This window comes from Actinoplanes sp. NPDC023714, from assembly GCF_040639855.1.
GTDB lineage: Bacteria > Actinomycetota > Actinomycetes > Mycobacteriales > Micromonosporaceae > Actinoplanes.
Genome location: NZ_JBFAAR010000002.1, coordinates 1,295,089 through 1,320,555 on the forward strand (window position 1 = coordinate 1,295,089; position 25,467 = coordinate 1,320,555).

Sequence of the window (25,467 nt, forward strand, 5' to 3'; positions counted from 1 at the left end):
GAAAGGCGACCTCAGAACGCGATGAGCGCCTTCAGGATCTCGCGGTCGTCCATGGCGCGGTAGGCGTCCGGGACCTCGTCGAGGGTGACCGTGCGGTCGAAGACCTTGCCGGGATCGACGGTGCCGTCGAGGATGGCGGGCAGCAGCTCGGCGATGTAGGCGCGGACCGGCGCCGGACCGCCGTTGAGGGTGATGTTGCGGCCGAACAGGCTGGCGAACCCGACCGGCGCCTCCTCGTACTGCGGGACGCCGACCCTGCTGATCACGCCGCCGCCGCGGACGACGCCGACGGCCTGGTCGTAGGCGGGCCGGTGGCCGACCGCCTCGAGGACCTTGTGGGCGCCGCCGCCGGTGAGCTCGCGCACGAGAGCGATGCCCTCGTCGCCGCGCTCGGCCACGACATCGGTCGCCCCGAATTCACGACCCAGATCGGTACGGGTCTTGTGCCGGCCCATCAGGATGATCCGCTCGGCGCCGAGCTGCCGAGCCGACAGCACGGCGAGCAGCCCGACCGCCCCGTCGCCGATCACCGCGACGGTGTCGCCGGCGGTCACCTTCGCCATCTTGGCGGCGTGGTAGCCGGTGCCGTACACGTCGGCCAGGGTCAGCAGCGAGGGCAGCAGGGCGGTGTCGACGCCGGCCGGCAGCTTGTAGAGGGTGCCGTCGGCGAGCGGCACCCGGATCAGCTCGGCCTGGGCGGCGCTGAAGAATCCGGCCTCCGGGTGCGAACAGGCGGTCTGGAACCCGGCCCGGCAGAACTCGCAGGTGTCGTCCTGGTACGAGAACGACGCGACGACCAGGTCACCGGCCCGCACGGAGGAGACCTGCGGGCCGGTCTCCTCGACGACGCCGAGGAACTCGTGGCCCATCGGCATGCCCCGCTCCTGCTCGGGCAGGCCGTGGTAGGGGTGCAGGTCGCTGCCGCAGACGCAGGCCCGCACGATCCGTACGATCGCGTCGGTCGGCTTCCGCACGGCCGGGTCGGCGACGGTCTCGACGCGGACGTCGCCGGCACGGTACATCAGGGTGGCGCGCATTTTTCGATCTCCTGGGTGACGCGGGGTGGTGCGTGCCTTCCATGAAAGCGCCCGCCGGCCGCGGGTACGAGGCACTGATGAGGCAGGTACCGGCAGGGCACCCCTCGCCGGCGTCACCGGCCGGCGCCGGACTGCCCGCCTCCCACCAGCTCCAGCAGCTCGGCGGAGAGGGCCGCCAGGTGCGCGGCGGTCTGCCGGGTCTGCACCGCGCTGCTCTCGGTATCCCGCGACATCCGGGCGGTGTCCGAAGCGGCGACGTTGACCTGCTCGACGGCGGTGGTCTGCTGCTTCGTGGACAGCTCGATCTCGCGGGTGGCGTCGTTGGTGGTGGCGACGAGCCCGGCGATCGTCCGGAACGCCGTGGTGGCGTCGTCGAAGGTGCGGGAGCCTGCGTCGACCGCCTTCGCGCCGGTCTCGGTCGCCATCACGGTGGTGTCGACCGCGCCCCGCACGTCGTCGATGAGCGCGCGGATCTCCTTGGCCGAGGCCGCGGTGCGGTCGGCGAGCTTGCGGATCTCCTCGGCCACGACGGTGAACCGGCGGCCCTGCTCGCCGGCGCCGGTCGCCTCGATCGTGGCGTTGATGGCGAGGATGTTGGTCTGCTCGGCCAGTTCCGCGACGAGCCCGACGACCGCGCCGATCTGCTGGGACTTGTCGCCGAGCGCGACCATGTGCCGCACGATCTGGTCGACCTGGTCGCGGATGAGCGCGATCGAGGCGCGGGTCTGGTTGATCGTGGCGTCGCCTCGCAGCGCCGCCGACTCGGTGTCCTGGGCGGTGCGGGAGACGCGCTGGGCGTTGTCCGCGATCTGCCGTGAGGTGATCAGCAGTTCGCTGATCGTCGTATTGATCTCGGTGGTCGCGGTGGCCTGGTCACGGCCGCCCTCGGCCTGCTGGGTGGCGGCGACCTCCAGTTGCGCGGACGAGCTCTGGATGTGCCCGACCGCGGCGCCGATCTGCCGGCGCAGGGCCCGGTTGAGCCGGTGGGCGATCGCGGCGCCGCAGCCGAACGCGAGCACGCCCAGGGCGACGATGGCGGCGATGGCCTGGTCGGCGCGGTCGGCGGCGTGCTCGTTGAGGCCCTCGACGTCGGCGCGCAGGCGGACGACCAGGGCGGTGTTGGCGTCCTGCACGGCCTGCCGGGCGGTGATCAGCTCACCGGTGAGGAGCTGGGCGATCTGGGTGAGGTCACGCATCGACCGCCGCCGGTCCAGCAACGGCGTCAGCACCGCCGTGTACCGCTCCTCCGCCGCGGCGACGTCGTCGAGCAGCCGCCGCACCCGCGGGTCGTCGAGGGTGTCGCGAAGCCGGGCCACCTGGTCGAGGAAGTCCCCGCGATCCCGCAGGGACTGGTCCAGGTCGGCCCGGCTGCCGGTGATCAGGTAGCCGCGGGCGCTGGCGCCGCGGCTCTCCATGGCCGTGTTCAGCCGCTGCGCGCCGAGCAGGCTGCCGGTCGACGCGACGACCGCGGTGTTGTTGCCACGCACCACGAAGATCAACGCCGCGATCGAGGTGATCGCCATGATCAGGGTGAGCAGCAGCGTGAGGACGAACCCGGCCGTGAGCTTGGAGCCGAACGAGAGCCGGCTCAGATCGCGACCGAAAAGGCGCATGTAAACATCTTATACCGATTCACCCGATTCGAGGGCCGACAGCACGAACGAGAACCGGGCGACGTGGTCCCCCCAGTACCGGAACGCGCTCAGATCGGGCAGCTCCACGAGTTCCGCGCTGCCCCGGGCGGCCCGGACCAGACCGGACCACTCGGCCCGCTCCCTCTCGTCGAGCCGCGCGCTCACGGCGTTCTGCCACCGGCCGTCCTTCTCCTTCGGCTCGAAGCCGTCCAGGAACCGCGCCCAGGTCGTGCCGGCGGGCAGATCGCGCAGCATCTCGCCGAGGCGGTGCGGGTACGCGGTGAGCAGCCCCAGCAGCACCGCGGCGGCCTGGTACTGGCCCGGCTCCGCGGCGTTGCCGAGGAAGCGGGACACTCCTCCCGGTCCTCGGGGGCCGGTGCGGCCAGGCTGTCGACGAGGGAGCCGAACGTGTCCGGTGTCATGGCCGGGAGCACGAACGGGATGTTGAAGATCTTCGACGACCACGACGAACAGGTCGAGGGCGAGCAGCAGATGCACCGCCTGCAGCACCTCGACGACCTGTTCCGGCGAGCAACGATCGAGGTCGTCGATGTAGAGCACGATGCGGTCGACGGGCCGGCGCGCGTCGTCGTCCGGCGTGCTCCGCCAGTCGTCCATGAGCTTGATGAGCTGCTGGAAGTCCCTGCGGATCGTCGAGATGAGCCCGAGCCGGCTGCGGTAGTCGCCGCTCGCGGCGCGTTCGCTGAGGAACCGGTACAACCGCTGGCCCGGGTTGACGTCGACGAGCTCGCGGCCGAGCTCGCCGGCGCGGGCCAGCACCTCGTCGAGCTGGGCCTCGATCACCTTGCGGCGGGCGTCGGCCCGGCGGACGGCGTCGATCTCCGCGGCGAACCCCTCCTCGGCGTTCCGCTCGATCCGGGCGTTGATCCGGGCGGCCTCGGCGCCGATCGTCCGCAACGCGGCCCCGGCCCGGCGACCGGCGGCAGCGGCGACGGCGGCGCCCGCCACCAGGGTCGCCACGCCCGCGCCGCCGAGCCATCTCGTCCCGATGCTGCACCCGGCCACCGTCCGGGCCGGTCCTTCTGTCGCGCACCGGATTGACGGCGCACAGGCGCGGTCCTAAGCCGGAGCAATGGAGCCCGACCTCTTCGTACGCCGCCACACCGACTTCGTCCTGTGGCGCCCCCGGATCACCACGCCGCCGCCCCGCCTGGTGATCGGCACGTTCACCGCCGGCAATCCGCCCGGCCTGGCGGGCCGCAACGAGATCCCGCTGCTGCCCGACGGCGACCTCTGGTCGATCCCGGCCACCGACTGCGGCCTGACCGACGGCACGGTCTACCACTACTGGTTCGAGATCACCGACAGCTGCCCCTACGGCCACGGCGGCCGCCTGCTGCGCACCGACCCGTTCGCCACCACCGTGGACTGGCGGCTGCTGTCACCCCGGCTCGCCCCGCCCTATCACGGCGACGACCGCTGGCCCGCCGCCGTCCTGAAGTGGCGCGACGGCGAGCTGCGGACCTGCGACCCGGACGGCGCCGAGCCGCCGCCGGTGCGTCCCGGCCGGAACCTGCCGCCGAACCACCGGACCGTCTACTACAAGCTGCCCACCACCTGGGCGCGGAGGTCGGCCGAAGGCGGCGTGGAGCTCGCTGTCGGCTCCTTCGCCGACGTGCTCGCGCTGGTCGACGCCGACGCCGCGCCGGTGAATCTGCGGGGTGTCGCCGCGCTCGAGCCGGGCCGCGCGCACCTGCGGGAGTTGGGCGTCACCACGCTGGAGCTCACGCCGGCCGCGGACACCTGGGTGACCCGCGAATGGGGCTACTCGACGAGCCACTACACCGCCCCCGACCACGACCTCGGGCTCACCGGCCAGTCGACGTCGCCGGCCGCCCAGCGCACCCTCGCCGACCTGGTGAACGGCTGCCACGACGCGGGCATCCGGTTCGGCTACGACGCGGTGATGGCGTTCGCCCAGCGCGATCCCTACCGTGAGATCAACTTCTTGGACTTCCACGTGCGGCACGACGCCGGCGATCCGGAGGAGCAGGGCCGCGACGGCTTCGGCGGCGACCTGTTCAAATACAACTTCCGGACCGACGGTTACGACCCGGTGGAGGGCAAGGAGGGTCCGCTGCGGCCGGCCCGCCAGTTCCACAAGACCGCCATCGCCCACTGGATCCTGCAGCACGGTGTCGACTCCATCAGGATCGACAGCGTCAACAACGTCGGCAGCTGGGACTTCATAGAGCAATTCACCGGGTACGCCCGGAGCCTGCACCGGCAGCGAACGCCGGACGCGAGCGAGGACCGTTTCCTGGTGGTCGGCGAGGAGTTGGCCGTACCCGTGGATCTCGTGCGACAGAACCGGCTGGACGCCCTCTGGAACGAGCGCTTCCTCTATCTGCTGCGCAGCGCGCTGCTCGGCCGCGCCGAGGAACAGACCGGCTCGTTCGAGGAGACGGTCCGCCAGATGATCGACTGCCGGCGGCTGGGTTTCACCGACGGCAGCCAGGCGGTCCTCTACGCCACCTCCCACGACGTGCAGGGCCTGCACAAGGAACGCCTCTTCCGGTTCTTCAACAACAACGGCGTGTGGCAGACCGAGCAGCGCATCAAGCTCGCCTTCGTCTGCCTGCTCACCGCCGTCGGCATCCCGATGATCCTGGCCGGCGAGGAGTTCGCCGACGACCACGACCTGCCGATCCGCCACCCCGAGAAACAGACCGACCCGGTCAACTACGACCGCCTCGCCGACCCGTGGCGCCGCCGCGTCTTCGACCACGTGGCCCGCCTGGTGCGCCTGCGCCATGAGGCCGAAGCCCTCTCCGTCAACGACACCCGTTTCCTGCACACCGACTTCACCGGCGGCCGCCGCGTCCTGGTCTGGCAGCGCGGCCGCTCCGCCGACACCCCGGTCGTCGTGATCGCCAACTTCTCCGACTGGAGCCAGGGCCCGGGCGACGAGTACGTGGTGCCGGGCTGGCCCGCGACGCCGCCGGGGCAGCGATGGCGCGAGGTCACCCAGGATCGTGTGGTGCCGCCGGAGTGGGCCGGGCGCGAGTGGCTGCCCCGTTGGGCAGCGATGGTCTACACCCTGGAACCGGCCTGATTCACCGTCGCCGCCACCGGCGCAACCTCCTGCGGCGCCGCGGTGCCGCCGTCCCGGAGGAGGTCGCCGATGCGCTGGTCGCCGGCTCGGCCTGGGTATCGAGGGACGGTGGCTTCGCCGAGGGCTGGGCCGGCTGCGCCTGCGGGTCCTTGCTGGGCAGCCGTTCCAGGATCTGTTGCGCCCGATCGTCGGCGACGCGGGTGACGAGCTGCTGGGCGATGCCGAACAGCACGGCGTACGCGAGGATCTGGCGCTGGCTGTCCAGCTCGCTCAGGCCGGGCACGAACTCGCCGGCCAGCAGCAGCATCCCGATGATGGCGCAGAGCGCGCCGGTCGGGACCTTGAGGATCGCCAGCGCGGTGGCCGTCGCGTACGGGGTCGAGGTGCCGCGCAGGTTGCGGATCGCGACGATGGCGCCGAGCAGGCCGCCGACCGCGCCCAGCCCGGCGACGATGGTGATGTCGGCCGAGGACGGCGGCCTCGGCACGTCCGCGCCGGCGAGGGTCTCGCCGCTGGGGCAGACGGTGGGCAGCACCGTCGTGGCGTCCGGCGGGCCCGCGCCGGTGACGTCCGGCATGAAGCACAGCGGGATCGACGCGGGGAAGAGCGCCACCATGGTGATCAGGACCCCGGTGGCCAGGGCGATCGCCGCCGCGGTGAGCAGGACGATGTTGCGGAAGTCCCGGAGCCGCACGTACTCCTCGTCGGAGCCCTCGTACGCCGTCTCCATGGCCTGCTTCATCGCCGCCCGGTATTCCGGCTCGGGTGCCGCCTTCATCAGGCGTTGCTCGGCGTCCATCCGGCGCGGGTCGTTGCGGTCGAGCACCATCTGCAGGCGTGTCGTGACGTCCGGCACCAGGGCGTCGAGCTCGGGCTTGGTGAGCAGGTCGACGAGGAACACCTTGGCGGCGTGCAGGTTGCGGTACGCCCGGTCCACGGAGGTTCCCCGCCACTTGTCACGCCAGCGCCGCCGGCGGCGGGCGCCGGCACGCCGGCAGGCGTGGTGGGTGTGCCGGAGGTGAGCCTCGACGGCGCTCGCGCTCGCCGTCTCGGCGCCGGTCAGCGTGCGGGCTCGCGCCACGGTCACCCGGTGCAGCATCCGGTCGGCGTCGACGGAGGCCTGCACCGCCCACTGCTCGGGCCACAGGTCCTCGTGCGCGGCGGGCTGGTTCATCGGACCTCCCGATCTCCCCCACGCGCCCCGCCGGGGCACCGGCGGGCGCCCCTCCAGCACACCGCCCGCGAGGACCGGGCGTCTGTTCGGCTGCCGACCGGCGCCGTGTCGGCTTTCAGCCGGCCGGGGCGGGCAGCGTCTTGACGTAGTACACCAGCGTCCACGTCCAGGCCGGCCGATGCTCCCGGCCGGTCTCCCGGTAGCCCAGCGAGCGGTAGAACGCCATGGCCGCCGGCTGATTGGTGGCCGTGTCCAGATGCAGGAACCCGAGGCCGTCACCGGCCGCGCGCCTCTCCAACGCGGTCATCAGCTGCCGCCCGATGCCGCGCCGCCGGGCCGCCGGATGCACCCGCACGCGCAGCACCTCGGCGCCGCCGGCGGTATCCGGCCGGTAGCCGCCCATCCCGACGATGTGACCGTCCAGCTCGGCCACGAGGAACTCTCCGCCCACATCGAGGAAGCAGGCGCCGACGTCGGCGAGATCGGGGAATGCGGCCGGCGCCTCGGTCGCGGCCGGCAGCGGGATGGGGACGGCGGGATCGGCCGTCTCGCCGATGTTCGGCAGGGCGTTCAACGCCCAGAGCACCCCGGTGTCGGCCTCACCGAATCTGCGTACGATCACCACGCCACCGACCCTGCCCGGCGCCGGCACCGGCGCCAACCGGATTTCCCGGTGATCACGGGCAGTGCCGCCCCGGCTCGCCGAACGGGTCGACGGGGTGCTGTTCGTGGTCACCGTCGCGCGGCGGCCCGCCCGTCCGGTTCCGGCTCGCCGCCGACAGGGTCGCCCCGCAGGAGCCGGACCGCGCGATCGGCGACGGCCGCGTCCACCTGCACGTCGTAACCATCGGCACGGATCTGACCGGGCACCGTGACCGAACGGCGGCCGCGCGTCAGCCCGTACCCGAGAAGCCCGGACGACGCACCGAGAACCGCGCCCATGACCGTCGACCACAGACTGACCCAGCCGTCGCCGGTCGCCGGCTCCAGCAGGCCGGCGCCGGACAGCAGACTCCCCACCAGCACACCGACGACGGCGCCGAGCAGCCCGCCCCGCCCCGCCACGTCCCGCGCCGACAGCCGGCCGGTGATCCGCCCCGGCTCCCGCAGCCCCCGGGCCACGACGACGACCTCGTCCTCCCGCAGCCCGCCGTCGGTCAGCCGCGAAGCCGCCCGCTGCGCGGTGCCGTGATCGGTCGCCGTCGCGACGACGCGCCGGATGGTGCCGAGGTCCGATGCCATGGGTACGCTCCTCACGTCCGCCGTTGCCGTGCATCCGACGGTGACGCGCGGATTTCCCGGCGAGCATGCGGCGGGATGACGAGTCCGTGACAATGTCACCCCATGAAGTACACCGTCTCCATCGAGATCGCCCTCCCCCACGATCGGGTGGCCCGGAAGCTCGCCGACCCGGCACTCCTGCCGCAGTGGCTGCGCGGGCTGGTGGTGCACGAGCCGCTGAACGGGGTGCACGGCCAGGTCGGCACCACGTCCCGCGTCGTGCTGCGGACCGGGCAGCAGGAGATGGAGGGCACCGAGACCATCACCCGCCGGGAACCGGCCGACCTGCACGACATCCCGGCCGATGTCGTCGTCCACTACGAGCGCGAACTCGTCGCCGACGGCATGTGGAGCGCCGCCCGGGAGCGGCTTAGCTCGGTGGGGCCGGAGACGACGCTCTGGGAGAGCGAGAACGAATACCGGTTCAGCGGTCTGCCGATGCGGCTGGTCGGGCTGTTGATGCCGGGCGCCTTCCGGAAGCAGTCACTGCGGCACATGCGCGACTTCAAGGCGTTCGCGGAGCAGGGTACGGACGTGCGGGAGCAGTCGCCGTGATCCATCACCAGGGCTTGGTGGTCACGCCGTCCAGTTCACGGATCGCGGTCCGGTTCTCGGTCGCCAGGATCGTCAGCATCCGCTCGGCCTCGTCGAGGCCGGCGTACTTGCCGACCGAAGCGGACTCGGCCACGAACGGCGACTCCAGCCATAGCCCGCCGTGCTCCCACCGCATCTGCACGATGCCGGCTTCGTGCACGGCGGACAGCCACGATCCCGTGCGGGTGGGCAGCCGCCGCAGGACGGCGAGCATCTCGGGCAGGCTCATCGGCCGTCCGGCGATCTGCTGCGGGCCGGTCGGCAGGCACTGGTAGGTGACCTCCATCAGCCCCGGCTCGCCGGGAACCTCGCCGTCGCCCTCCCCGCTCAGAAGCCGCAGACCCTCGAAACGGCCGGTCTCGCGACCGTCATCGCTGATCAGGCGATGCTTCTCCCGCCGGATCGTCATCGTCCGCTCGCCGTCGTCGACCCGCACGCTCGTGCCGGCGGGCAGCCAGGGCAGCTCGAGCGCGGCGAGCGCACCCACCGGCATCGGCGGGAAGACCATGTGCCGGTCCGGAACGAACCGCACCTCCACGATGCGGCCGGGCTCGGCACCCACCGGATAGGCGGCCATCCGGCCGTACCGGCGTTTCGCCCAGCGCAGCCGGACATGGATGCGCTGCGCGGCGTCACCGGTCCAGTCCACCTCCAGGCCTTCGCCACGCAGCGCGGCCACGACCTCCTCGCCGACCTGCGCGGCGCCGGCCCGCTCGTCGAAAGTGCCGTACGCCAGCCACAGGGTCCCGCCCTGAGCCGCCCGTTCGGCATCCTGACCGTGATAGAAGACGTATCCGCGAGCCGGCCCGCCGTCGCCGATCTCGTCGCCGATCTCGCTGCTCCCGCACGACTGGCAGCACGCGAAGTCCTCCCGGGCCACGATCCCCGCCCGGTCGAGCGCACGGAACGCGTCCGTGAGGCGATCGCTGTCGGTCCGCGCGGGCCACCCCGCCTGGGCTTCGAGGTGCGCGGCAAGCTCGCGCGGCACGACGTCCCAGGCCAATGCGTACGACTCGGCGGGCTCAGCCTCGTCGTGCAGGTACTCCGCGGTGCCGGACACGATCATTCCGCACGTCATGAGGCCGCGGGCCACCTCAGCGCGGGCATATTCGGTCGCGGACCGCCGAAGATCATCAAGCTGCATCGCGGCAAGATACCAACGCTCCCGCCGCCCGGCCGGCCCGCTGCGAGCCGGCCACAGCAACGGCGCACCATGAACGCATGCCGTTCCATCCGCCGCGCGTCCGAGCCGACCCCGATCCCCGGTTCGACCCCTATCGCGAGCGCGCCGGCGCTCTCTCCCACGACGGTGAGCCGTTCGGCGTTCTCCACCTGCGCTTCGAGACCTACTGGCGGATCCTCGGCGGGCACCTCTGGTGGCGTCGCTGGTCGGAGCCGCGGGAACAGGTGGACGGCTACATCGCGCTGGCCCATGGCGGATTCGATGACTTCACGCAGGACACCGAAACCATCGCCGGCGAGCTGGAACTCTGGAGCCGCGGGCTGTTCCGCTATCGCGGGCTGCTCCTCACCGTCGCATGGCTCGATGACGAAGCGTCCCGCCTCGCTCGGGGGCCCGGCTAAATCGGTTGCCGCTCCGCCGATGTGTGGCACCGTGTGGATCACCGCCCCCGACCGTGAGGCCATGGTGACGATCTACTTCTACGGCGCCGGCGAGGTCCCGTACGGATGCTTCTCGAACTTCTCCGCGCACGGCTTCGACCTCGACGGGGACTGGTGGCCGACGTCCGAGCACTACTTCCAGGCCCAGAAGTTCGCGGGCACCCGGCACGCCGACCTGATCCGCCGGGCGGCCAATCCGTTGCGCGCCGCCCAATGGGGCCGCGACCGGTCCCGGCCGCTGCGCCGCGACTGGGAGCGGGTCAAGGACGACGTGATGCGCCGGGCCGTCGCGGCGAAGTTCACCGCCCACGCCGACATCCGCGCCGTCCTGCTCGGCACCGGCGACGCGGAGATCGTCGAGAACACCGGCACCGACCACTACTGGGGGCGAGGCCGGACCGGCACCGGCAGGAACATGCTCGGCCGGATCCTGATGCGCACCCGCACCCAGCTACGTGGGGGTCTTCACCGCCGATGAACCCCACCGCGATGCCGTCGGCTGAAGTGGACGTCACCCTGGACCTGGTCCGCCGGCTCGTCGGCGACCAGATGCCCGACCTGGCCGGCCGTGAGCCCCGGATGCTCGCGCACGGCTGGGACAACGTCATGGTGAGCATCGGCGACGACCTCGTGGCCCGGCTGCCCCGGCGGGCGGTCGCCGTGAAGCTCCTCCTGAACGAGCAGCGCTGGCTGCCCCGGCTGGCGCCGCGGCTTCCCCTGCCGGTCCCGGTGCCCGTCCGCATCGGCCGGCCGGGGCACGGCTATCCGTGGCCCTGGAGTGTGGTCCCGCGCCTGGCCGGCGACATCGCCGCCCGCACCCCACCGGCCGACCACGACCAGGCGGCCGTCACCCTGGCGACGTTCCTGGCGGCGCTGCACGTGCCCGCACCGCCCGACGCACCACGAAACCCGGTCCGCGGCGTACCCCTGGCCCATCGCGCCGATACGTTCGCCACCAACCTGGACCGGCTCGGCGCCTCTGTCGACGGCCGCCTCATCACTCACATGTTCCAAGCAGCGGCCGCGGCAGCTCCATGGGACCGGACACCGGTCTGGCTGCACGGCGACCTGCACCCCGCGAACATCCTCACCGACGGCGGCCGGATCAGCGCCGTCATCGACTTCGGCGACCTCACCGCCGGCGACCCGGCCACCGACCTCGCCGTCTGCTGGATGCTCCTGCCCGCCGGCAGCCGAGCGACGTTCGCCGACGCCTATGGCGCCGACGGAGGGCTGTGGATCCGTGCCCGCGCCTGGGCTCTCGTCCTGGCGATCGCGTTCCTCGCCCACTCCGCCGACAACCCGCGGATAGCGGCCATCGGCCGGCGCACCCTGACGGCGGTGCTCGACAGCGAAACCTGAACACCTCGCCCGAGCAGCGACCGGCGTCGAGCACCGTGGGCAGGGCGGCGAAGTCCGCTCCGCGGCGATGAACGGGAAGACGTTCACGGAGTCTTCTTTGCAAGCGAAAATCTCATCGAGAGCGCCCTCCCCGTTTGTCGTGCCGGCGCCGCCCTGAACAATGGGCGGCGGCCCCGCCGTACGAGGAAAGGTCTTGATCATGGGTTGGAACACCTCGGTGCTCTTCCGTCAGAACGTGACGGCGGACGAGGCTGTGGACGACCTCGCCATCACAGATTTCAGCGGCGAACTGGTCGGCGCCGACCAGGCTACAAGCGCTCTCAAGCCCGACGCCCTCTATGCCGCCGAGTCGGGTGGCTGGGTGCAGGTCTGGAATCCGATGATGGATGTGGTCATGGGGTGGGAGCCGACCGACCAGACCGACGCTTTGGTGGTCTTCTTCAGCAGCGTTTCGAGCACATACGGCTTCACGCTGTTCACGAATGGCGAACGCACCCGGCACTACGTCTACGCCGACGGTGTGGCCGTCGAGGACGAGGGAACGCCATTGCCGGTCGAGGCCGAGACTGCTCTGCCGTCCTGGGGTCCGGATGAGGACTTCCTCTGGTCGATCATCACGGCGGTCACCGGTCTGCGGTACGACGAGAAGCTGCAGTACCGCGTCTACCCGCTGTGACGGCGTATGCGACGGGCTACCGAGCCGGGTCGATTGTTGCGAGCCCTGCCCCGCGGCGGCGTGAACTGACCGGATCACGACTGACGGAACCAGCAGCGAATATGGGGGGCTGGGTCGCCTTTGGCGCTGCCTTCGGCGTCGTCGGGAGCGAGTGCATCTCGAGCACTCGTCAGGTCAGCCGGCCAGGAGCGCATGGTCAAGAGCCCGACAACGGCAACCAGACCTAACCGGGCGTCGCCAACCGGAAGCTGTGCTCACCCGCGTGCCGGTTCGGCAGCAGGCAGTCGTCGTGATCGGACTGGGACAGGCACACGTCGAGCGGCAGGATCTCGTGCCGGCCGCCGCCCCACCGCAGCCACCACCACTCGTCGCCCTGCTCGGCGGCGAGGACGAACGCGATGTGGCCGCCCTCGTGGCCCGACGCCAGTTCGCAGTGGACGGCGCGCAACGGCGGGCCGGCGCGGTACCGCTGGGCCAGGAGCGTGGAGAACTGGGAGTCCGTCACTTCGGCGGCGCTGTCACATCGGGACAACGTGCTCGTCCCGCGGTCGATCACTGACACAACAGGCAACCTATTTCACGATCACAAGGGCGGGTCAGGAGGCGACCGTACCTCCCTTCCCGGGCTGCCGCACTTCGGCGCGCTCACAGCAGTCCCAGCCTTCGGGCCGCGACGACGGCCTCGCGGCGGCGGCTCGCGCCGAGCTTGCGGTAGATCGAGCGGAGATGCGCCTTGACCGTGTTCACCGAGATGTTCAGGTCGCCGGCGATCTCGGCGGCGGTCAGCACGGTCGGCATGTACTGCAGGACGTCGGTCTCCCGCTCGCTGAGGGTCTCGGCGGAGGCGGTGGCCGCGACGACCGGCAACTCCCCGGTGATCTCGGTGAGGGCATCCCCCTGCGACCGGCCCGCCGAGACCGGCGAGACCGGCTGCCGGCCGGCCAGGACCAGCAGCCGATCGGCGCCGAAGCGGCGGAACGGCAGCCGCAGACCGTCCGGTTCGGCCGCGGCGAGTGCCCGGGTCATCGCCTCACCGGCCCGGCCGCTGCGGCCACGCGCCTCGGCGGCGAGGGCGGTGAGCAGCCAGGCGTAGACCACGGCGACCCGGTCCGGGCCCTCCCGGACCGCGGCGAGCAGGCGTTCGGCCTCGGTACGGCGGCCGGTCGCCTGGTAGGCCATGGCCAGCCGCACCTGCTCGGCCGGGTGCAGCTCGCGCCGGTCGGCGTAGCGGGCGACCACCGGCCGCGGGTCCTCGAGGGCCAGGTCGATGTCGCTCTGCGCCACCCCGACGATGCGCCGCAGCATCGGCGCGTCCAGGTGCGGCGCGGTCTCCCCGGCCAGTTTGTCGAGCTCGGTCTGCGCCGCGTGGGGTGCGCCGCGCTCGACCAGGAACGAGGCCCGCACCGCACCGGTCAGCACGAAGATCGCGGCCTCCGGCTGGTCGCCCGACGCGTGCAGGGTACGCCGCAGCGCCTCGTCGGCCTCGACGTCGTCGCCCCGCAGCATGGCGATCACCGCCTGGGTCAGGTGGGCGGCCGCGGTCGAGGTCTGGTCCGGTGCGGCGATCCGGCCCGCCACGGCGAGCGCCGCGCCGGCGTGCTGCCCGGCCTCGTGCAGCGATCCGCGCAGCACGCTGAGCATGGCGAGGTGACCGAGCGCGCTGACCTCGACCCACGGGATGTCCGCGGCCCGGGCGCCGGTGACGGCCGCCCACAGATGGCGGTCGGCGTGGTCGAACCGCTGCGACCAGAGCAGGCCGATGCCCTTGTCGTTGAGCGCGATGGCCCGGTATTTCGGCATCGCCGGCACCTGGTCCCAGCGCAGCCGGCCGAGTTCGGCGAGCACCCGGGTGGCCACCCTCGCCAGCCGGGGCATGTCGCCGTGCCAGCGGGTCGTGATGGTCGCCTCGAGCACGTCCAGCGCCATCGCGACGACCCGGCGCCGGCCGGCGTCGCGGTGGGTGAGCAGCTGGCGGGCCCGCTGGACGCGCTGGCTCACGCCGCTGACGTCGCCGAGCCCGTAGGTCAGCAGGGCGTCGCAGAGGACCAGTTCGGCACTGCCGCCCAGCAGGTCCCGCGGGATGGCGCCGAGCACGTCGAGCAGCTCGCTCCGGCCGGCCGAGTAGAACAGCGGCATGCCGTGGTCGGCGACGAGCCGGCCGACCATCGTCCAGTCGCCGGCGGTGGCGGCGTGGCGCAGCGCCGACAGCGGGCTGCCCTGCCGGGCGTGCCAGCGCGCGGCGAGCAGGTGCAGCCGGGCCGGGTCGTCGCCCTGTTCGAGGCCGAGCCGCTGCCGCAGCGCCGCCTGGAACTGACGGTGGTACTGGAACCAGCCGCCGGGCCCGATCCGGGTCAGGAAGAGGTTGGCGCGGGCCAGCTGTTCCAGCTGGATCCGCCCGTGTGCCCGGCCGGTCAGCGAGTCGGCCAGGCCGCCGCAGATCCGGTCGGGCACGCTGGTGTAGAGCAGGAACTCGCGCATCGGCGCCGGCAGCGCGGCCAGCACCTCGCGGGCCAGATAGTCGGCGGCCGCCTCGTCCGGGTCGGTGCCGGGCGGCGCGTCCACGGCCAGCCGCAGCCCGGCCGCCCAGCCCTCGGTGGCCTGCATCAGCGCGGCGAGTACCGCACCCGGCACCGGCCCGCCTCGTGCCGCGAGCAATTCGGCCGCCTCACCGGCCCGGAACGCCAGATCGTGCGCCCTGATCTCGGTCAGCTCCCCGGCCGCCCGCAGCCGATGCAAAGGCAATTCAGGATCCGTACGAGTGATGAGCACGAGCCGCAGCCGCGGGGGCGGATCGCGCAGCAGCCCGGCCAGATCTTCGAGGACGCCCGGTTCGGTGATCTCCTGCAGGTCGTCGAGGACGATCACCAGCGGACCGGGGAACGTGCCGAGGCCGGCGGTCATCCGGCGCAGCACGTGCGGCCCGTCGATCCCGCGCACCGTGCCGCGGTTCGGCAGCACCTGGCCGGGCCGCAGGGCGCCACCGGCGCGCAACGCCCGGATCAGATCCGCCCAGAACAGATAGCGGTCGTTGTGTCCCCGACGCAGGGACAGCCACGCCAGCGGCCCCCGCGCCGTCCTCGACCGCGCCCACGTCGCGGCCAGCACGGTCTTGCCCCAGCCCGGCCCGGCGCAGAGCACCGTCACCGCCCGCTCGGTGGCGGCGTCCAGCGCCCCGGTCAGCCGAGGCCGCCGGATCACCCGCTGCGGCATCGCCGGCCACGTCGCCCCCGCGTCGTCCCCCGGTCCCGGCGACGCGCTGCCTGTCTTCTCAAGCATGCCGACTCCCGGCGATCGCCCCGTTGTGATCTCTCCGTCCAGGCTCGCCGCAACACTGGGCATACGCATCGTTCGATTCGGGTGATCCGCCGTCACCGACCTGCGTCAGCGCTCACACTTCGCGCGCTTCAGCGACGAGTGGGGAGCGCGACCGACCGCCGCCGGCGACCTCGGCGGCGCGGCCGAGCACGTCGTCGAGCATGGCCGCGGTCAGCCGGCCGGTCCGGGTGTTCTGCGGGCTCGGGTGGTAGCAACCGAGCAGGATCCGGCCGTCGCCGGCCGGGTGCTCGCGCCCATGACCGAACGGCGGCCGGGGCCGCAGACCGGCCCAGGCCGCGGCGGCGTTCCAAGCGAGTGCGCCCAGGCAGACGATCACGCGTACGCCGGTGAGCAGTTCCAACTCCGCGTCCAGGTAGCGGGCGCACTCGCGGCGCTCCCCGGCGGTGGTCCGGTCCCGGGGAGGCGCGCAGCGCACCGCCGACGCCATCCACGCCCGGTCCAGGCGCAGCCCGTCGCCCCGGTGCGTCGAGGACGCCTGGTTGGCGAGACCGGCGCGGTGCATCGCGGCGATCAGCCAGTCGGCGGTGGCGTTGCCGGTGAACGCCCGGCCGGTGCGATTCCCGCCGTGCGCCGACGTGGCCATGCCGAGCACGTAGATCCGGGCGTCCGGGTCCCCGAAGCCGGGCACCGGCCGCGCCCAGTAGTCCTGCCCGGCGAAGGCCGGCCTGGGGTGCGCGGCCGCGTGCTCGCGGTGGGCGACCAGGCGCGGGCACCTCCGGCAGCCGGTCACGTGCTGCTCGAGGATCGCCAGGCTCCGCGCGGACATCCGGTCAACCGTAGCCGGTGCGGCCGCCTCGAACGGGTCCGTGCAGGCGGGAGCACATGACTCTTGCACTCGCCACGGTCGAGTGCTAAATACGGAAAGTGAGACGAGGCCTCGGTGAAGGAGCACCGAAGGAGGAGGGACCATGCTTCTGCGTACCGACCCGTTCCGTGAGCTCGACCGGGTTTTCGAGCAGTTCACCGGCACCAGCAGCCGGCCCGCGGCGATGCACGTCGACGCCGAGCGGGACGGCGACACCTTCTACGTCTACTTCGATCTTCCCGGCGTCGACCCCGGCTCGATCGACGTGACCGTCGAGCGCAACGTCCTGCAGGTTCAGGCGCAGCGGCAGCGCCGCACCCGGGACGACGTCGAGCCGGTGATCAGCGAACGGCCGATGGGCGTGTTCAGCCGCCAGCTGTTCCTGGCCGACACGCTCGACACCGACCGGCTCGAGGCGCTCTACGACAACGGCGTGCTGACCCTGCGCATCCCGATCGCCGAGCGGGCCAAGCCGCGCCGGATCGCCATCGGCACCGGGGATTCCGCCCCGAAACAGATCAAGGCCTGAGCGTACGGTGGCCCGGCGCCTCCACGGGCGCCGGGCACCGATGCTCAGTAGTGGGCCAGCACCTCGCGGACCTGGTGCCCGAGCGCCCGCCCCACCTCGGCCAGCTCCTCGGCCGTCAGGTGTCCGCCTCGGCCTCCTGCCCCGGGAAGAGCTCGCCGAGCACGGCCCGGGCCTGCTCGACAGCGGCGGTGTCCGGGACCCACTGCGGATCGGCCGGGATCAGCCGGATCAGGTGCGTACTCATGCGGCGTCCGTCATCGATCAGGCCGTCGTGCCGCCCGCGGCCGGGAGCCGCACCTCGAACCGGCAGCCGGGACCGACGTTGCCGACCCGTACCCGGCCGCCGTGCGCCTCCACCAGGCCGCGCACGATCGCCAGGCCGAGCCCGCCCCCGCCCGCGCCCTGCGGGGTGCGCGCCCGGGTGCCCCGGAACGCCACGTCGAAGACCCGGGGCAGGTCGTCGTCGGGGATGCCGCCGCAGCTGTCCGAGACCGCGAGCCACACGTCCCGGCCGTCCCGGCCCGCCTCGATCCGGACGACACCGTTCGCCGGGGTGTACCGCAGCGCGTTGGTGAGCAGGTTGTCCACCACCCGGTTCAGCTCGGCGGCCCCGGCGGTCACCACCGGCCACCCGCGGTCGGCGGCCAGCACGCTGATGCCCCGGTCGGCGGCGAGCGGCGCGACGGCGGCCACCGCGTCCGAGACCACGTCGCCCAGCGGCAGCCGGGCCGGGGACAGCCGCAGCGCGCCGGCGTGGATGCGGGACAGCTCGAACAGGTCGTCGACCAGGCCGCTCATCCGATCGGTCTCGGCCCGGATCCGGCGGTGGTACTCGGCCACCCCGGCCGGGTCGGCGACCACCCCGTCCTGCAATGCCTCGATCATCGCGCGCAGCCCGGCCAGCGGCGTCCGCAGGTCGTGCGACACCCAGGCGACCAGGTCACGGCGACCGGCCTCCATCCGCCGTTCCCGCTCCCGCGCCTGCGCCGCCCACATCGCCGCGGCCGCCAGCCGCCGCCCGAAGATCGTGCCGACGGCCAGGCTGACCGCCGCGGACGCGGCCACGGTGACGAGCACGACCTGCAGATCGTGGCCGGACAGGAACATCGCGCGAGCCACCGTGACCACGCCGGCCACGACCGCGGCCACCGTGATCGCCAGCAGCACGCACACGTGCACGGTGATCGACCGGCCGCGCAGCAGGCGCATCAGGCCGGCGCCGAGCAGCCCGACGACCGCGCCGGCGGTCAGCGCGTAGAGCCCGATCAGCAGGATGTCACGCATCGGCGGCCGGCTCGTAGCGGTAGCCGACGCCCCAGACGGTGAGCAGCCGCGCCGGCGCCGCCGGATCGGCCTCGATCTTCTCCCGCAGCCGGCGCACGTGCACGGTGACAGTGGACTGGTCGCCGAACTGCCAGCCCCAGACCCGGTCGAGCAGCTCCGCCCGGGACCACACCCGGACCGGGTGGCGCAGCAGGAACTCCAGCAGATCGAACTCGCGGACGGTCAGCGCCAGCGGACGCCCGGCCAGCTCCGCGACCCGCCGTCCGCCGTCGGCCACCAGGTCGCCGTCGCGCAGCACGGCCGGCAGCGGCGCCGGGGCGGGCGCGGTGCGGCGCAGCACCGACCGGACCCGCAGGGTCAGCTCACGTGGGCTGAACGGCTTGGTCACGTAGTCGTCCGCGCCGACCTCGAGGCCGAGCACCCGGTCGTTCTCCTCGCCCAGGGCGGTCAGCATGACGACCGGCAGCCCGGGCTCCTCACGCCGCAGCCGCCGGCACACCTCGAGGCCGTCGATGCCGCCGAGCATCAGGTCGAGCACCACCAGGTCGGGGCGTTCGGCGCTGACGGCGGCGAGCGCGGCGAGACCGTCGGTGGCCAGCCGCACCCGGCAGCCGTCCTGCTCGAGGTAGCGGCGCACGACGTCGCTGACCGTCGGGTCGTCGTCGACGACCAGCACCTGGTGTGTCACTCCGGCAGGCTACCGAGACGGGCGCCGCCGGCGCCCCGCCCGCCATCTTTCGATTCCCTTACGGCAGGCGAGGCCGGTCACGCTCACCGCCACCACGATCAGGAGCAGGCCCATTCCGTACGGGCGGGGCAGCACCGAGGGATCGCCGGGATCGCGGCCGAATCCGAGCGCCAGGGGCGCGCCGACCAGCAGGACGGCCAGGTCGACGAGCAGCACCAGCCGGACCGTGGATCGCCATCCGGGCGACACGGTCCGGCGGATCAGCGAACCCGTGAGCAGGATCAGCGGCATCAGCACCAGGTCGTGCAGGAGCAGCACCGCCAGGGCGAACACGAGCATGCCGAGCGGGTCGGCGTCGAGGTCGGCGAGGGCGCCGCTCACCCCGTACCCGATGATCAGCGCACCCGAAACGATCAGAGCGACCCTCATCCGGTCCTCCGCACGTCGATCCGGGCGACCCATTTGGTCTGCAGCACGCCGGGCCGGTTCGGGGCGATCAGCCGGGCCGGATAGCCGTGGTCGAGCGCGAGCGGCTCGCCGCCGAGCCGTAGCGCGATCAGCGTGCGGTCGTCGGCCAGGTGCGGACTCGCCACCGTGGACGTCCGATAACGGCCACCGACCTGCAACGACGCGACGACCGCGTCGCATTCAGCCGGATCGGCGCCGAGCAGACCGGCGAGATCCCGCAACCGGACGCCGGACCAGCTGCCGACGGAACTCCACCCCTCGACGCAGGCGATCGGCAGCACCGCCGTGTGCTGCGGCAGCGCCGCCAGGTCGGACAGACTCAACTCCAGTGATTGACCGAATCCGGTCACCGACAGCCGGTAGCCCGGATGCAGCGCGGCGTCCCGGACACCGGCGGCCGCCGCGGTGCGGTTCACCGGGAGGCCCTGCGGTCCGGTGCCGGGACGACGGGGTGCCAGCAGCGAGACGGCGGCCAGCGGCGTGACCGTCTGTCCCACCGTGGCCAGCGTGATCACCCCGGCGGCGGCGCCCGCGGCTCCCAGCACGTGCCGGCGGCTCCGCCCGGCCCGATCGGCCGGCTGCGGATCGGGCCGCTGCTGGTGGAGGGCGCCGCGGATCGCCGGTAGCTGCACGCCCACGTGCACGAGCAGCGCGCCGGCCAGCAGCCAGGCCGTCCAGTAGTGGGCGGCGGTGAAGAAGAACGGCATCACGGCGTACCAGCGCGCCAGGTTCAGCACGCCGCTCACCACCTGGAACAGGGCCGCGCCCACCAGGACGGCGACCGCGGCGCGCTCGGCGGCGTGTGCCGGGTGGCGTACCGGCGGCCAGCGGAACAGCCGCGGGTAGACCGACCACAGCTTCGCGCCGAGCAGCGGCACGCTCGCGAGGCCGGTCGCCACGTGCACGCCCTGGGTGAGCCGGTAGAGGCCGGCCGGCCCGACGGGCCACCGGAACCAGCCGGGCGGGTGCTGGATCAGGTGGCTCAGCACGCCGGTGAGGAAGCAGACCGTGAACGCCGCGCCGAGGGCGAGGCCGAGCGCCGTGGTGAGCCGTACCGAGCGCAGCGGGGAGGGGAAGGCGTCCGGGGCGAGGGGGCCGCGGCGCAGGCGGGCGGGCGGGGCCGGGAGCGGCTCGGTCAGCCAGGTCAGGAGCCGGCGCGCCCGGCCGTCAGGGTGGCGAACCATCGGCCTGCCTCCGTCCAGGTGTCGTCGATCCGCAGGCCCGCGTGCCCGGCCAGCGGCGTGAGGTCGTCGGCGGCGACCCGGGCCCACCGCAGCGCCGCACCGCCGTTGTAACCGTCGCCGCTCCGACTCCGCCCGTTCTCCGACCGGCCGGTGACGCGCTGCGCGGAAGCCGTCCCGGCCGTGTCGTCGCCGAGACGCACGGACGCCGGACCGGCCGTGTCGTCGCCGAGACGCACGGTGGCCGGGCCGGACCAGGAGCCGGTGCCGGGTGGTTCCAGTTCGGTGTGGATGCGGCCGTGCGGCGCCAGCAGTTCGCGGCAGCGGCGCAGCAGGGCGACCGGGTCACCGCCGATGCCGACGTTGCCGTCGGCGAGCAGCACGTCCTCCCAGCGGCCGTGCCCCGGCAACGGCGCGAACACGTCGCGGCGCAGGGCCAGCGCGCCCCGGGCCCGGGCCAGCCGTACCGCGGCCGCGCTCACGTCCACGCCCAGCGCCGCCCGGCCGCGCCGCAGCAGCGCACCGGCGAGCCGGCCCGGCCCGCAGCCGACGTCGAGGGTCACGCCGGTACACCGGTCGAGCAGCCCGTCGTCGCCGGGACGCCGGTCCCGGCACCATCCGGCCGCGTCGACCAGGTGCTCCCGGCCGTCCGCCGCCCGGAGCACCAGCATCCCTCCCCCGCCGGCCGCCACCCGCGCCAGAACCTGTTCGTACACATCGAGGGCGGCCCGCTCGTCCGGCGGGCAGACCACGGCGGGCGCGGTCATGCGCGCACCCCGGCGCGGGGCAGGTGGCGGGCGACCGCGGCCGGGAACCGGTGCCCGGGTGGGCAGAGCGCTGCAACCTCGATCGCGTCGGCGGCGGTGTCGACGTCGCGCAGCCGGTTCAGCAGCATCGGCCGTACCCCGCGGCCCCGCAACGCCGCGAGCGTCAGCTTCCCGGTCTGCTCCGTCGACATCGGCACCGTGGTCAGCACCGCGGCGGCCGCCGGGTCCGGCAGGCCCAGCGCCCACCAGCCGCCGTCCTCGGCCGGACCGAGCACCGGTTCGCCGGCCGCCAGCAGGTCCGCCGCCTCACCCAGCATGCCCGCGGTCACCTGCGGGGTGTCCATGCCGATGAGCAGCGCCGGAGCACCGGGCAGGGCACAGTCGGCGTACGCGTTCGCGAGCCGCTCCCCCAGACCGCCGCCGCGCTGGGGCGTCCGCGCCCAGCCGGGCGGCGCCGGATGATCGCCGTCGACCACCAGCGTGTGCCGTACCCCCGGGACCGTGCCGGCCACCCGCAGGGTGTCGGCCAGCGCGGCCGCCGCGACGGCCGCGGCCTGTTCCGGCGCGCAGGGCGGGCAGAGCCGGGTCTTCACCCGGCCCGGAACCGGTGACTTCGCCATGACCAGCAGCTGGATCATCGGGCCAGCACCGCCCGCATGTCGTGGATGGCGCGCAGCGTGCCGCGAACCGTACCGGTGACCTTCGAGCGGGTACCGGCGGCGCGGGGCGCGTAGGCGACGTCCACCTCGGTCACCCGCCACCCGGCCCGGGCGGCGCCGAGCAGCAGCTCCAGCGGATACCCGAACCGCCGGTCGCGCAGGTCGAGGGCGAGCAGCGCGTCGCGGCGGGCGGCCCGGATCGGGGCGATGTCGTGCACCGGCAGCCCGGTGTCGCCGCGCAGCCTGCGGGCGAGGACCGCGTTGCCGAGCCGGGCGTGCAGCGGCCAGGCTCGCGCCGCCGTGGGCCGGCGGCGCCCGCAGACCAGGTCGGCGTCGCCGGCACGGACCGGGTCGGCGAGCCGCGGCAGCTGCGCCGGGTCGAAGGAGCCGTCGGCGTCCATCACGCACACGACGCCGTCGGCCGGATCGGCGGCGAGGATCCCGGCGTGCACGGCGGCGCCGTAGCCGCGCTCCGGCACGCCGACGACGCGCACACCGCGCCGGCGGGCCAGCTCGGCGGAACCGTCGGTGGAGCCGTTGTCGGCCAGGATCGGCCGGTATCCGGCCGGCATCCGGTCCAGCAGCCACGGCAGCGCCGCGGACTCGTTCAGGCAGGGCAACACCACATCCGTCATGTCCGGCAAGTTATCCCTGCTCAGCGCCGCGAGATCTTACGAAGTGAGGACGTCGGCGGCAGTCCTTACGAACCGCTGACGGATCGGCGCGGACCCTGTCGGCGGGCCCTCCGGCGGGCCTACGGTCGCCGGCGTGACGCACATTCTCGTGACCGGTGGCGCCGGTTTCATCGGCACCCACGTGACCACCGCCCTGCTCGCCGCGGGCCATGACGTCTCGGTGCTGGACTGCGGCCATCCGTACGCGCACGCCGAGCCGCCCGGGGTTCCGGACGGGGTCCGGCTGCACCGCGCCGACCTGCGGGACCGGACCGCGGCCGGGGAGGCGCTGCGGGGTGTGGACGCGGTGGTGCACCAGGCCGCCCTGGTCGGGCTCGGATCCGGTCCCGGCGACCTGCCCGAGTACGTCGGCTGCAACGACCTGGGCACCGCCGTGCTGCTCGCGGCCATGTCCGAGGCCGGTGTGCGGCGGCTGGTGCTGGCCAGCTCGATGGTGGTGTACGGCGAGGGCAGGTACCTCTGCGCCCGGCACGGTCCGGTGCGGCCGGCGCCGCGCGAGCCGGGCGACCTGGCGGCCGGCCGTTTCGAGCCGGGGTGCCCGCACTGCGCGAGCCCGCTCACCGCCGGGCTCGTCGACGAGGAGACGCCGGTCGATCCGCGCAGCGTCTATGCGGCGACCAAGGTCGCCCAGGAACATCTGGCGTCGGCCTGGCAGCGCGAGTCCGGCGCCGCGGTGGCCGCGCTGCGCTACCACAACGTGTACGGGCCGGGCATGCCCCGGGACACCCCGTACAGCGGGGTCGCGGCGATCTTCCGGTCCGCTCTGGAGGCCGGCCGGGCGCCGCAGGTCTTCGAGGACGGCGGCCAGACGCGCGACTTCGTGCACGTCGGCGACGTGGCGGCGGCCAACGTGGCGGCTCTCGGTGTGGGGCGGGGCTTCCACCCGTACAACATCGCCTCGGGCCGGCCCACCACCGTGGGTGAGATGGCCGGGTTGCTCGCCGACGCGTTCGGCGGGCCGCGCCCGCGGGTGACCGGGCGGTTCCGGCTCGGCGACGTGCGGCACGTGGTGGCCGCCCCGGACCGGGCCGCGGCGGAACTCGGCTTCCGGGCGGGCATCTCCCCGGCCGACGGCCTGCGGGAGTTCGCGTGCGCACCCCTGCGCGCCTGAAGCGGCGCCCGAGTCCCGGCCGGCCGGCGCCGCTGTCCTGGCCGGTCCGGAAATCCTGGCGGGCGCCACGATCCTGGCGGGCGCCACGGTCCTGGCAGGCAGCGCGGTCCTGGCAGGCAGCGCGGTCCTGGCAGGCAGCGCGGTCCTGGCAGGCAGCGCGGTCCTGGCCGGCGTCGCGGGCCGATCGGTGGACGTTGCTGCTGGTGCTCACGCTCGTGGCCGCGGCGGCGCTGACCGCCGCGCTGCTGGGCCTGGCCGGACACTCGGTGCACGCCTCCGCGGCGCCGTTGTTCGGGCACGTGCTCCCGCACGCCGGCCCGGGCACCCCGGCCGCGCTCGCGGTCGCCGCCGCCGTGATCCGGTGGGGGCCGGCGCTGGCCGGCCGCCTGCCGTGGCGGCGGCTCCTGCTCGCCGGCTGGGCCGCCTCGGTGGCCTGGGCGTTCGCCCTCGCCCTGGTGGACGGCTGGCATCGCGGTGTGACCGGCCGGCTGACCACCCGGTTCGAGTACCTCAGCGAGGTACCCGGCGTCACCGACGTCGCGGCCATGCTGCGCGGCTTCACCGCCCGCATCCTCGACGGCACCGCCGACCCGTGGACGACGCACGTGGCCGGGCACCCGCCCGGCGCCCTGCTGGTCTTCGTCGGCCTGGACCGGGCCGGGCTCGGCGGCGGCGCCTGGGCGGCCGTGGCCTGTGTGCTGACCGGCTGCACGGTCACCGTGTCGATAGCGGTCACGCTGCGGGCGCTCGGCGACGAGGCGGCGGCCCGGGCGGCGCTGCCGTTCCTGGTGTTGTTCCCGGGCGCGGTGTGGATCGCGGTCTCCGCCGACGGGCTGTTCGCCGGGGTGGCCGCGGCCTCGCTCGCCCTGCTGGCGGCCGGACTGTCCCGGCGCTCACCGTGGATGGTCACCGCGAGCGGCGCCGGACTCGCCTGCTGCGCGTACCTGTCCTACGGCCTGGTCCTGCTGGCCCTGCCCGCTGCCGCGATCCTGGTGGTCCTGCGCCCGCGGATGCGGTCGTTGCTCGGCGCGGTGGCCGGCGGCGCCGCCGTGGTGGCGGCGATGACGGCGCTCGGATTCGCCTGGTGGGACGGCTACCACCTGGTCAAGCAGCGCTACTACCAGGGGCTGGCGAGCGAACGCCCGTACCCGTACTGGATCTGGGCGAACCTGGCCGCACTGGCGCTCTGTGCCGGACCCGCCGCCGGGGTGATCCTGCGCCGCGCCGCGGCGCGGGTCCGGAGCGTCCACCGGCCCGCGGTGGCGATGTGCCTGGCCGCCGCCCTGGCGATGGCGGCGGCCGACCTGTCCGGGTTGAGCAAGGCCGAGGTGGAGCGGATCTGGCTGCCGTTCGCGGTCTGGCTGCCGGCCGCGGCCGCGCTGCTGCCCGCCGGCGATCGCCGCGGCTGGCTGGCGGTGCAGGCCGGTACCGCGCTGCTGGTCAACCACCTCGTGCTGACCGGATGGTGACGGCTCAATCAACGCATA

General features: G+C 73.6%; 27 protein-coding genes. 9 read left to right on the plus strand and 18 right to left on the minus strand.

Annotation, left to right across the window (positions count from 1 at the left end; translation table 11 throughout):
- Positions 1-11: 11 nt before the first annotated feature.
- From AB0G10_RS14180 to AB0G10_RS14190, 3 genes are all read right to left on the minus strand, one after another.
- Entirely contained in the window at positions 12-1,037 is a 1,026-nt protein-coding gene (locus AB0G10_RS14180; protein WP_360920042.1) for an alcohol dehydrogenase catalytic domain-containing protein, read from the minus strand.
- A 113-nt stretch (positions 1,038-1,150) separates the two neighbouring features.
- On the minus strand, positions 1,151-2,650 hold the full coding sequence (locus AB0G10_RS14185; RefSeq protein ID WP_360920045.1) for a methyl-accepting chemotaxis protein: 1,500 nt from the start codon (positions 2,648-2,650) through the stop codon (positions 1,151-1,153).
- 9 nt (positions 2,651-2,659) lie between these two features.
- On the minus strand, positions 2,660-3,697 hold the full coding sequence (locus AB0G10_RS14190; protein ID WP_360920048.1) for a P-loop NTPase fold protein: 1,038 nt from the start codon (positions 3,695-3,697) through the stop codon (positions 2,660-2,662).
- 67 nt (positions 3,698-3,764) lie between these two features.
- On the opposite strand from AB0G10_RS14190, the gene AB0G10_RS14195 reads away from it, so the two are divergent.
- Positions 3,765-5,747, plus strand: coding sequence for an alpha-amylase family glycosyl hydrolase (locus AB0G10_RS14195; RefSeq protein WP_360920051.1), 1,983 nt, complete (start codon positions 3,765-3,767; stop codon positions 5,745-5,747).
- Between the two features lies 1 nt (position 5,748).
- On the opposite strand, the gene AB0G10_RS14200 is transcribed toward AB0G10_RS14195, so the two are convergent.
- From AB0G10_RS14200 to AB0G10_RS14210, 3 genes are all read right to left on the minus strand, one after another.
- Positions 5,749-6,921, minus strand: a complete 1,173-nt coding sequence (locus AB0G10_RS14200; RefSeq protein ID WP_360920054.1) for a hypothetical protein — start codon at positions 6,919-6,921, stop codon at positions 5,749-5,751.
- Between the two features lie 115 nt (positions 6,922-7,036).
- The gene (locus AB0G10_RS14205) at positions 7,037-7,543 is read right to left on the minus strand and encodes a GNAT family N-acetyltransferase (protein ID WP_360920057.1); all 507 of its coding nucleotides are present in this window, start codon (positions 7,541-7,543) and stop codon (positions 7,037-7,039) included.
- Positions 7,544-7,653: 110 nt separating this feature from the next.
- Positions 7,654-8,163 carry a general stress protein gene (locus tag AB0G10_RS14210; RefSeq protein ID WP_360920059.1) on the minus strand — a complete coding sequence of 170 codons (510 nt, stop codon included), beginning with the start codon at positions 8,161-8,163 and terminating at the stop codon, positions 7,654-7,656.
- Between the two features lie 102 nt (positions 8,164-8,265).
- Here AB0G10_RS14210 and AB0G10_RS14215 point away from each other — a divergent pair, with 102 nt between their 5' ends.
- A complete protein-coding gene (locus tag AB0G10_RS14215) occupies positions 8,266-8,757 on the plus strand; it encodes an SRPBCC family protein (protein WP_360920062.1) in 492 nt (163 codons plus the stop codon).
- A gap of 4 nt (positions 8,758-8,761) precedes the next feature.
- On the opposite strand, the gene AB0G10_RS14220 is transcribed toward AB0G10_RS14215, so the two are convergent.
- On the minus strand, positions 8,762-9,940 hold the full coding sequence (locus tag AB0G10_RS14220; protein WP_360920065.1) for a hypothetical protein: 1,179 nt from the start codon (positions 9,938-9,940) through the stop codon (positions 8,762-8,764).
- Positions 9,941-10,017: 77 nt separating this feature from the next.
- Here AB0G10_RS14220 and AB0G10_RS14225 point away from each other — a divergent pair, with 77 nt between their 5' ends.
- From AB0G10_RS14225 to AB0G10_RS14240, 4 genes are all read left to right on the plus strand, one after another.
- Positions 10,018-10,380, plus strand: coding sequence for a hypothetical protein (locus AB0G10_RS14225; protein ID WP_360920067.1), 363 nt, complete (start codon positions 10,018-10,020; stop codon positions 10,378-10,380).
- A gap of 61 nt (positions 10,381-10,441) precedes the next feature.
- Positions 10,442-10,897 (plus strand): NADAR family protein, encoded by a 456-nt coding sequence (locus AB0G10_RS14230; RefSeq protein WP_360920070.1) that lies wholly within the window; start codon positions 10,442-10,444, stop codon positions 10,895-10,897.
- Entirely contained in the window at positions 10,894-11,781 is an 888-nt protein-coding gene (locus tag AB0G10_RS14235; protein WP_360920073.1) for an aminoglycoside phosphotransferase family protein, read from the plus strand. The genes AB0G10_RS14230 and AB0G10_RS14235 overlap by 4 nt, the downstream gene beginning before the upstream one ends.
- Positions 11,782-11,980: 199 nt before the next feature.
- On the plus strand, positions 11,981-12,457 hold the full coding sequence (locus AB0G10_RS14240) for a hypothetical protein (protein ID WP_360920076.1): 477 nt from the start codon (positions 11,981-11,983) through the stop codon (positions 12,455-12,457).
- Between the two features lie 223 nt (positions 12,458-12,680).
- Here the strand turns inward: AB0G10_RS14240 and AB0G10_RS14245 are convergent, their stop codons facing one another.
- The 3 genes from AB0G10_RS14245 to AB0G10_RS14255 all read right to left on the minus strand — a co-directional run bounded on the left by AB0G10_RS14245 (position 12,681) and on the right by AB0G10_RS14255 (position 16,559).
- A complete protein-coding gene (locus AB0G10_RS14245; RefSeq protein WP_360920078.1) occupies positions 12,681-13,019 on the minus strand; it encodes a hypothetical protein in 339 nt (112 codons plus the stop codon).
- A gap of 83 nt (positions 13,020-13,102) precedes the next feature.
- Positions 13,103-15,733 (minus strand): LuxR C-terminal-related transcriptional regulator, encoded by a 2,631-nt coding sequence (locus AB0G10_RS14250; protein ID WP_360920081.1) that lies wholly within the window; start codon positions 15,731-15,733, stop codon positions 13,103-13,105.
- 112 nt (positions 15,734-15,845) lie between these two features.
- Positions 15,846-16,559, minus strand: a complete 714-nt coding sequence (locus AB0G10_RS14255) for a uracil-DNA glycosylase (protein WP_360920084.1) — start codon at positions 16,557-16,559, stop codon at positions 15,846-15,848.
- A 142-nt stretch (positions 16,560-16,701) separates the two neighbouring features.
- Between AB0G10_RS14255 and AB0G10_RS14260 the strand changes: the two genes are divergently transcribed.
- The gene (locus tag AB0G10_RS14260; protein ID WP_360920086.1) at positions 16,702-17,127 is read left to right on the plus strand and encodes an Hsp20/alpha crystallin family protein; all 426 of its coding nucleotides are present in this window, start codon (positions 16,702-16,704) and stop codon (positions 17,125-17,127) included.
- Between the two features lie 115 nt (positions 17,128-17,242).
- On the opposite strand, the gene AB0G10_RS14265 is transcribed toward AB0G10_RS14260, so the two are convergent.
- From AB0G10_RS14265 to AB0G10_RS14300, 8 genes are read right to left on the minus strand one after another with little or no spacing between them, the layout of a single operon-like run.
- Complete coding sequence (locus tag AB0G10_RS14265; protein WP_360920088.1) at positions 17,243-17,371, minus strand: hypothetical protein; 129 nt, start codon at positions 17,369-17,371, stop codon at positions 17,243-17,245.
- 17 nt (positions 17,372-17,388) lie between these two features.
- Complete coding sequence (locus AB0G10_RS14270; RefSeq protein WP_360920091.1) at positions 17,389-18,411, minus strand: HAMP domain-containing sensor histidine kinase; 1,023 nt, start codon at positions 18,409-18,411, stop codon at positions 17,389-17,391.
- On the minus strand, positions 18,404-19,099 hold the full coding sequence (locus tag AB0G10_RS14275) for a response regulator transcription factor (RefSeq protein WP_360920093.1): 696 nt from the start codon (positions 19,097-19,099) through the stop codon (positions 18,404-18,406). The genes AB0G10_RS14270 and AB0G10_RS14275 overlap by 8 nt, the downstream gene beginning before the upstream one ends.
- A gap of 9 nt (positions 19,100-19,108) precedes the next feature.
- Positions 19,109-19,528, minus strand: a complete 420-nt coding sequence (locus tag AB0G10_RS14280; RefSeq protein ID WP_360920095.1) for a hypothetical protein — start codon at positions 19,526-19,528, stop codon at positions 19,109-19,111.
- Positions 19,525-20,751: a molybdopterin-dependent oxidoreductase gene (locus AB0G10_RS14285; protein WP_360920098.1), complete on the minus strand. Its 1,227-nt coding sequence runs from the start codon at positions 20,749-20,751 to the stop codon at positions 19,525-19,527. Before AB0G10_RS14285 ends, AB0G10_RS14280 begins: the two co-directional genes overlap by 4 nt.
- Positions 20,712-21,515: a class I SAM-dependent methyltransferase gene (locus AB0G10_RS14290; RefSeq protein WP_360920100.1), complete on the minus strand. Its 804-nt coding sequence runs from the start codon at positions 21,513-21,515 to the stop codon at positions 20,712-20,714. Before AB0G10_RS14290 ends, AB0G10_RS14285 begins: the two co-directional genes overlap by 40 nt.
- Positions 21,512-22,153 (minus strand): TIGR04282 family arsenosugar biosynthesis glycosyltransferase, encoded by a 642-nt coding sequence (locus AB0G10_RS14295; RefSeq protein ID WP_360920103.1) that lies wholly within the window; start codon positions 22,151-22,153, stop codon positions 21,512-21,514. Before AB0G10_RS14295 ends, AB0G10_RS14290 begins: the two co-directional genes overlap by 4 nt.
- Positions 22,150-22,818: a glycosyltransferase family 2 protein gene (locus AB0G10_RS14300; protein WP_360920106.1), complete on the minus strand. Its 669-nt coding sequence runs from the start codon at positions 22,816-22,818 to the stop codon at positions 22,150-22,152. Before AB0G10_RS14300 ends, AB0G10_RS14295 begins: the two co-directional genes overlap by 4 nt.
- Before the next feature lie 124 nt (positions 22,819-22,942).
- Here AB0G10_RS14300 and AB0G10_RS14305 point away from each other — a divergent pair, with 124 nt between their 5' ends.
- Together AB0G10_RS14305 and AB0G10_RS14310 are read left to right on the plus strand one after the other, a co-directional pair.
- Positions 22,943-23,980, plus strand: a complete 1,038-nt coding sequence (locus AB0G10_RS14305; RefSeq protein ID WP_360920109.1) for an NAD-dependent epimerase/dehydratase family protein — start codon at positions 22,943-22,945, stop codon at positions 23,978-23,980.
- 194 nt (positions 23,981-24,174) lie between these two features.
- The gene (locus AB0G10_RS14310) at positions 24,175-25,449 is read left to right on the plus strand and encodes a hypothetical protein (RefSeq protein WP_360920750.1); all 1,275 of its coding nucleotides are present in this window, start codon (positions 24,175-24,177) and stop codon (positions 25,447-25,449) included.
- Positions 25,450-25,467: the final 18 nt, after the last annotated feature.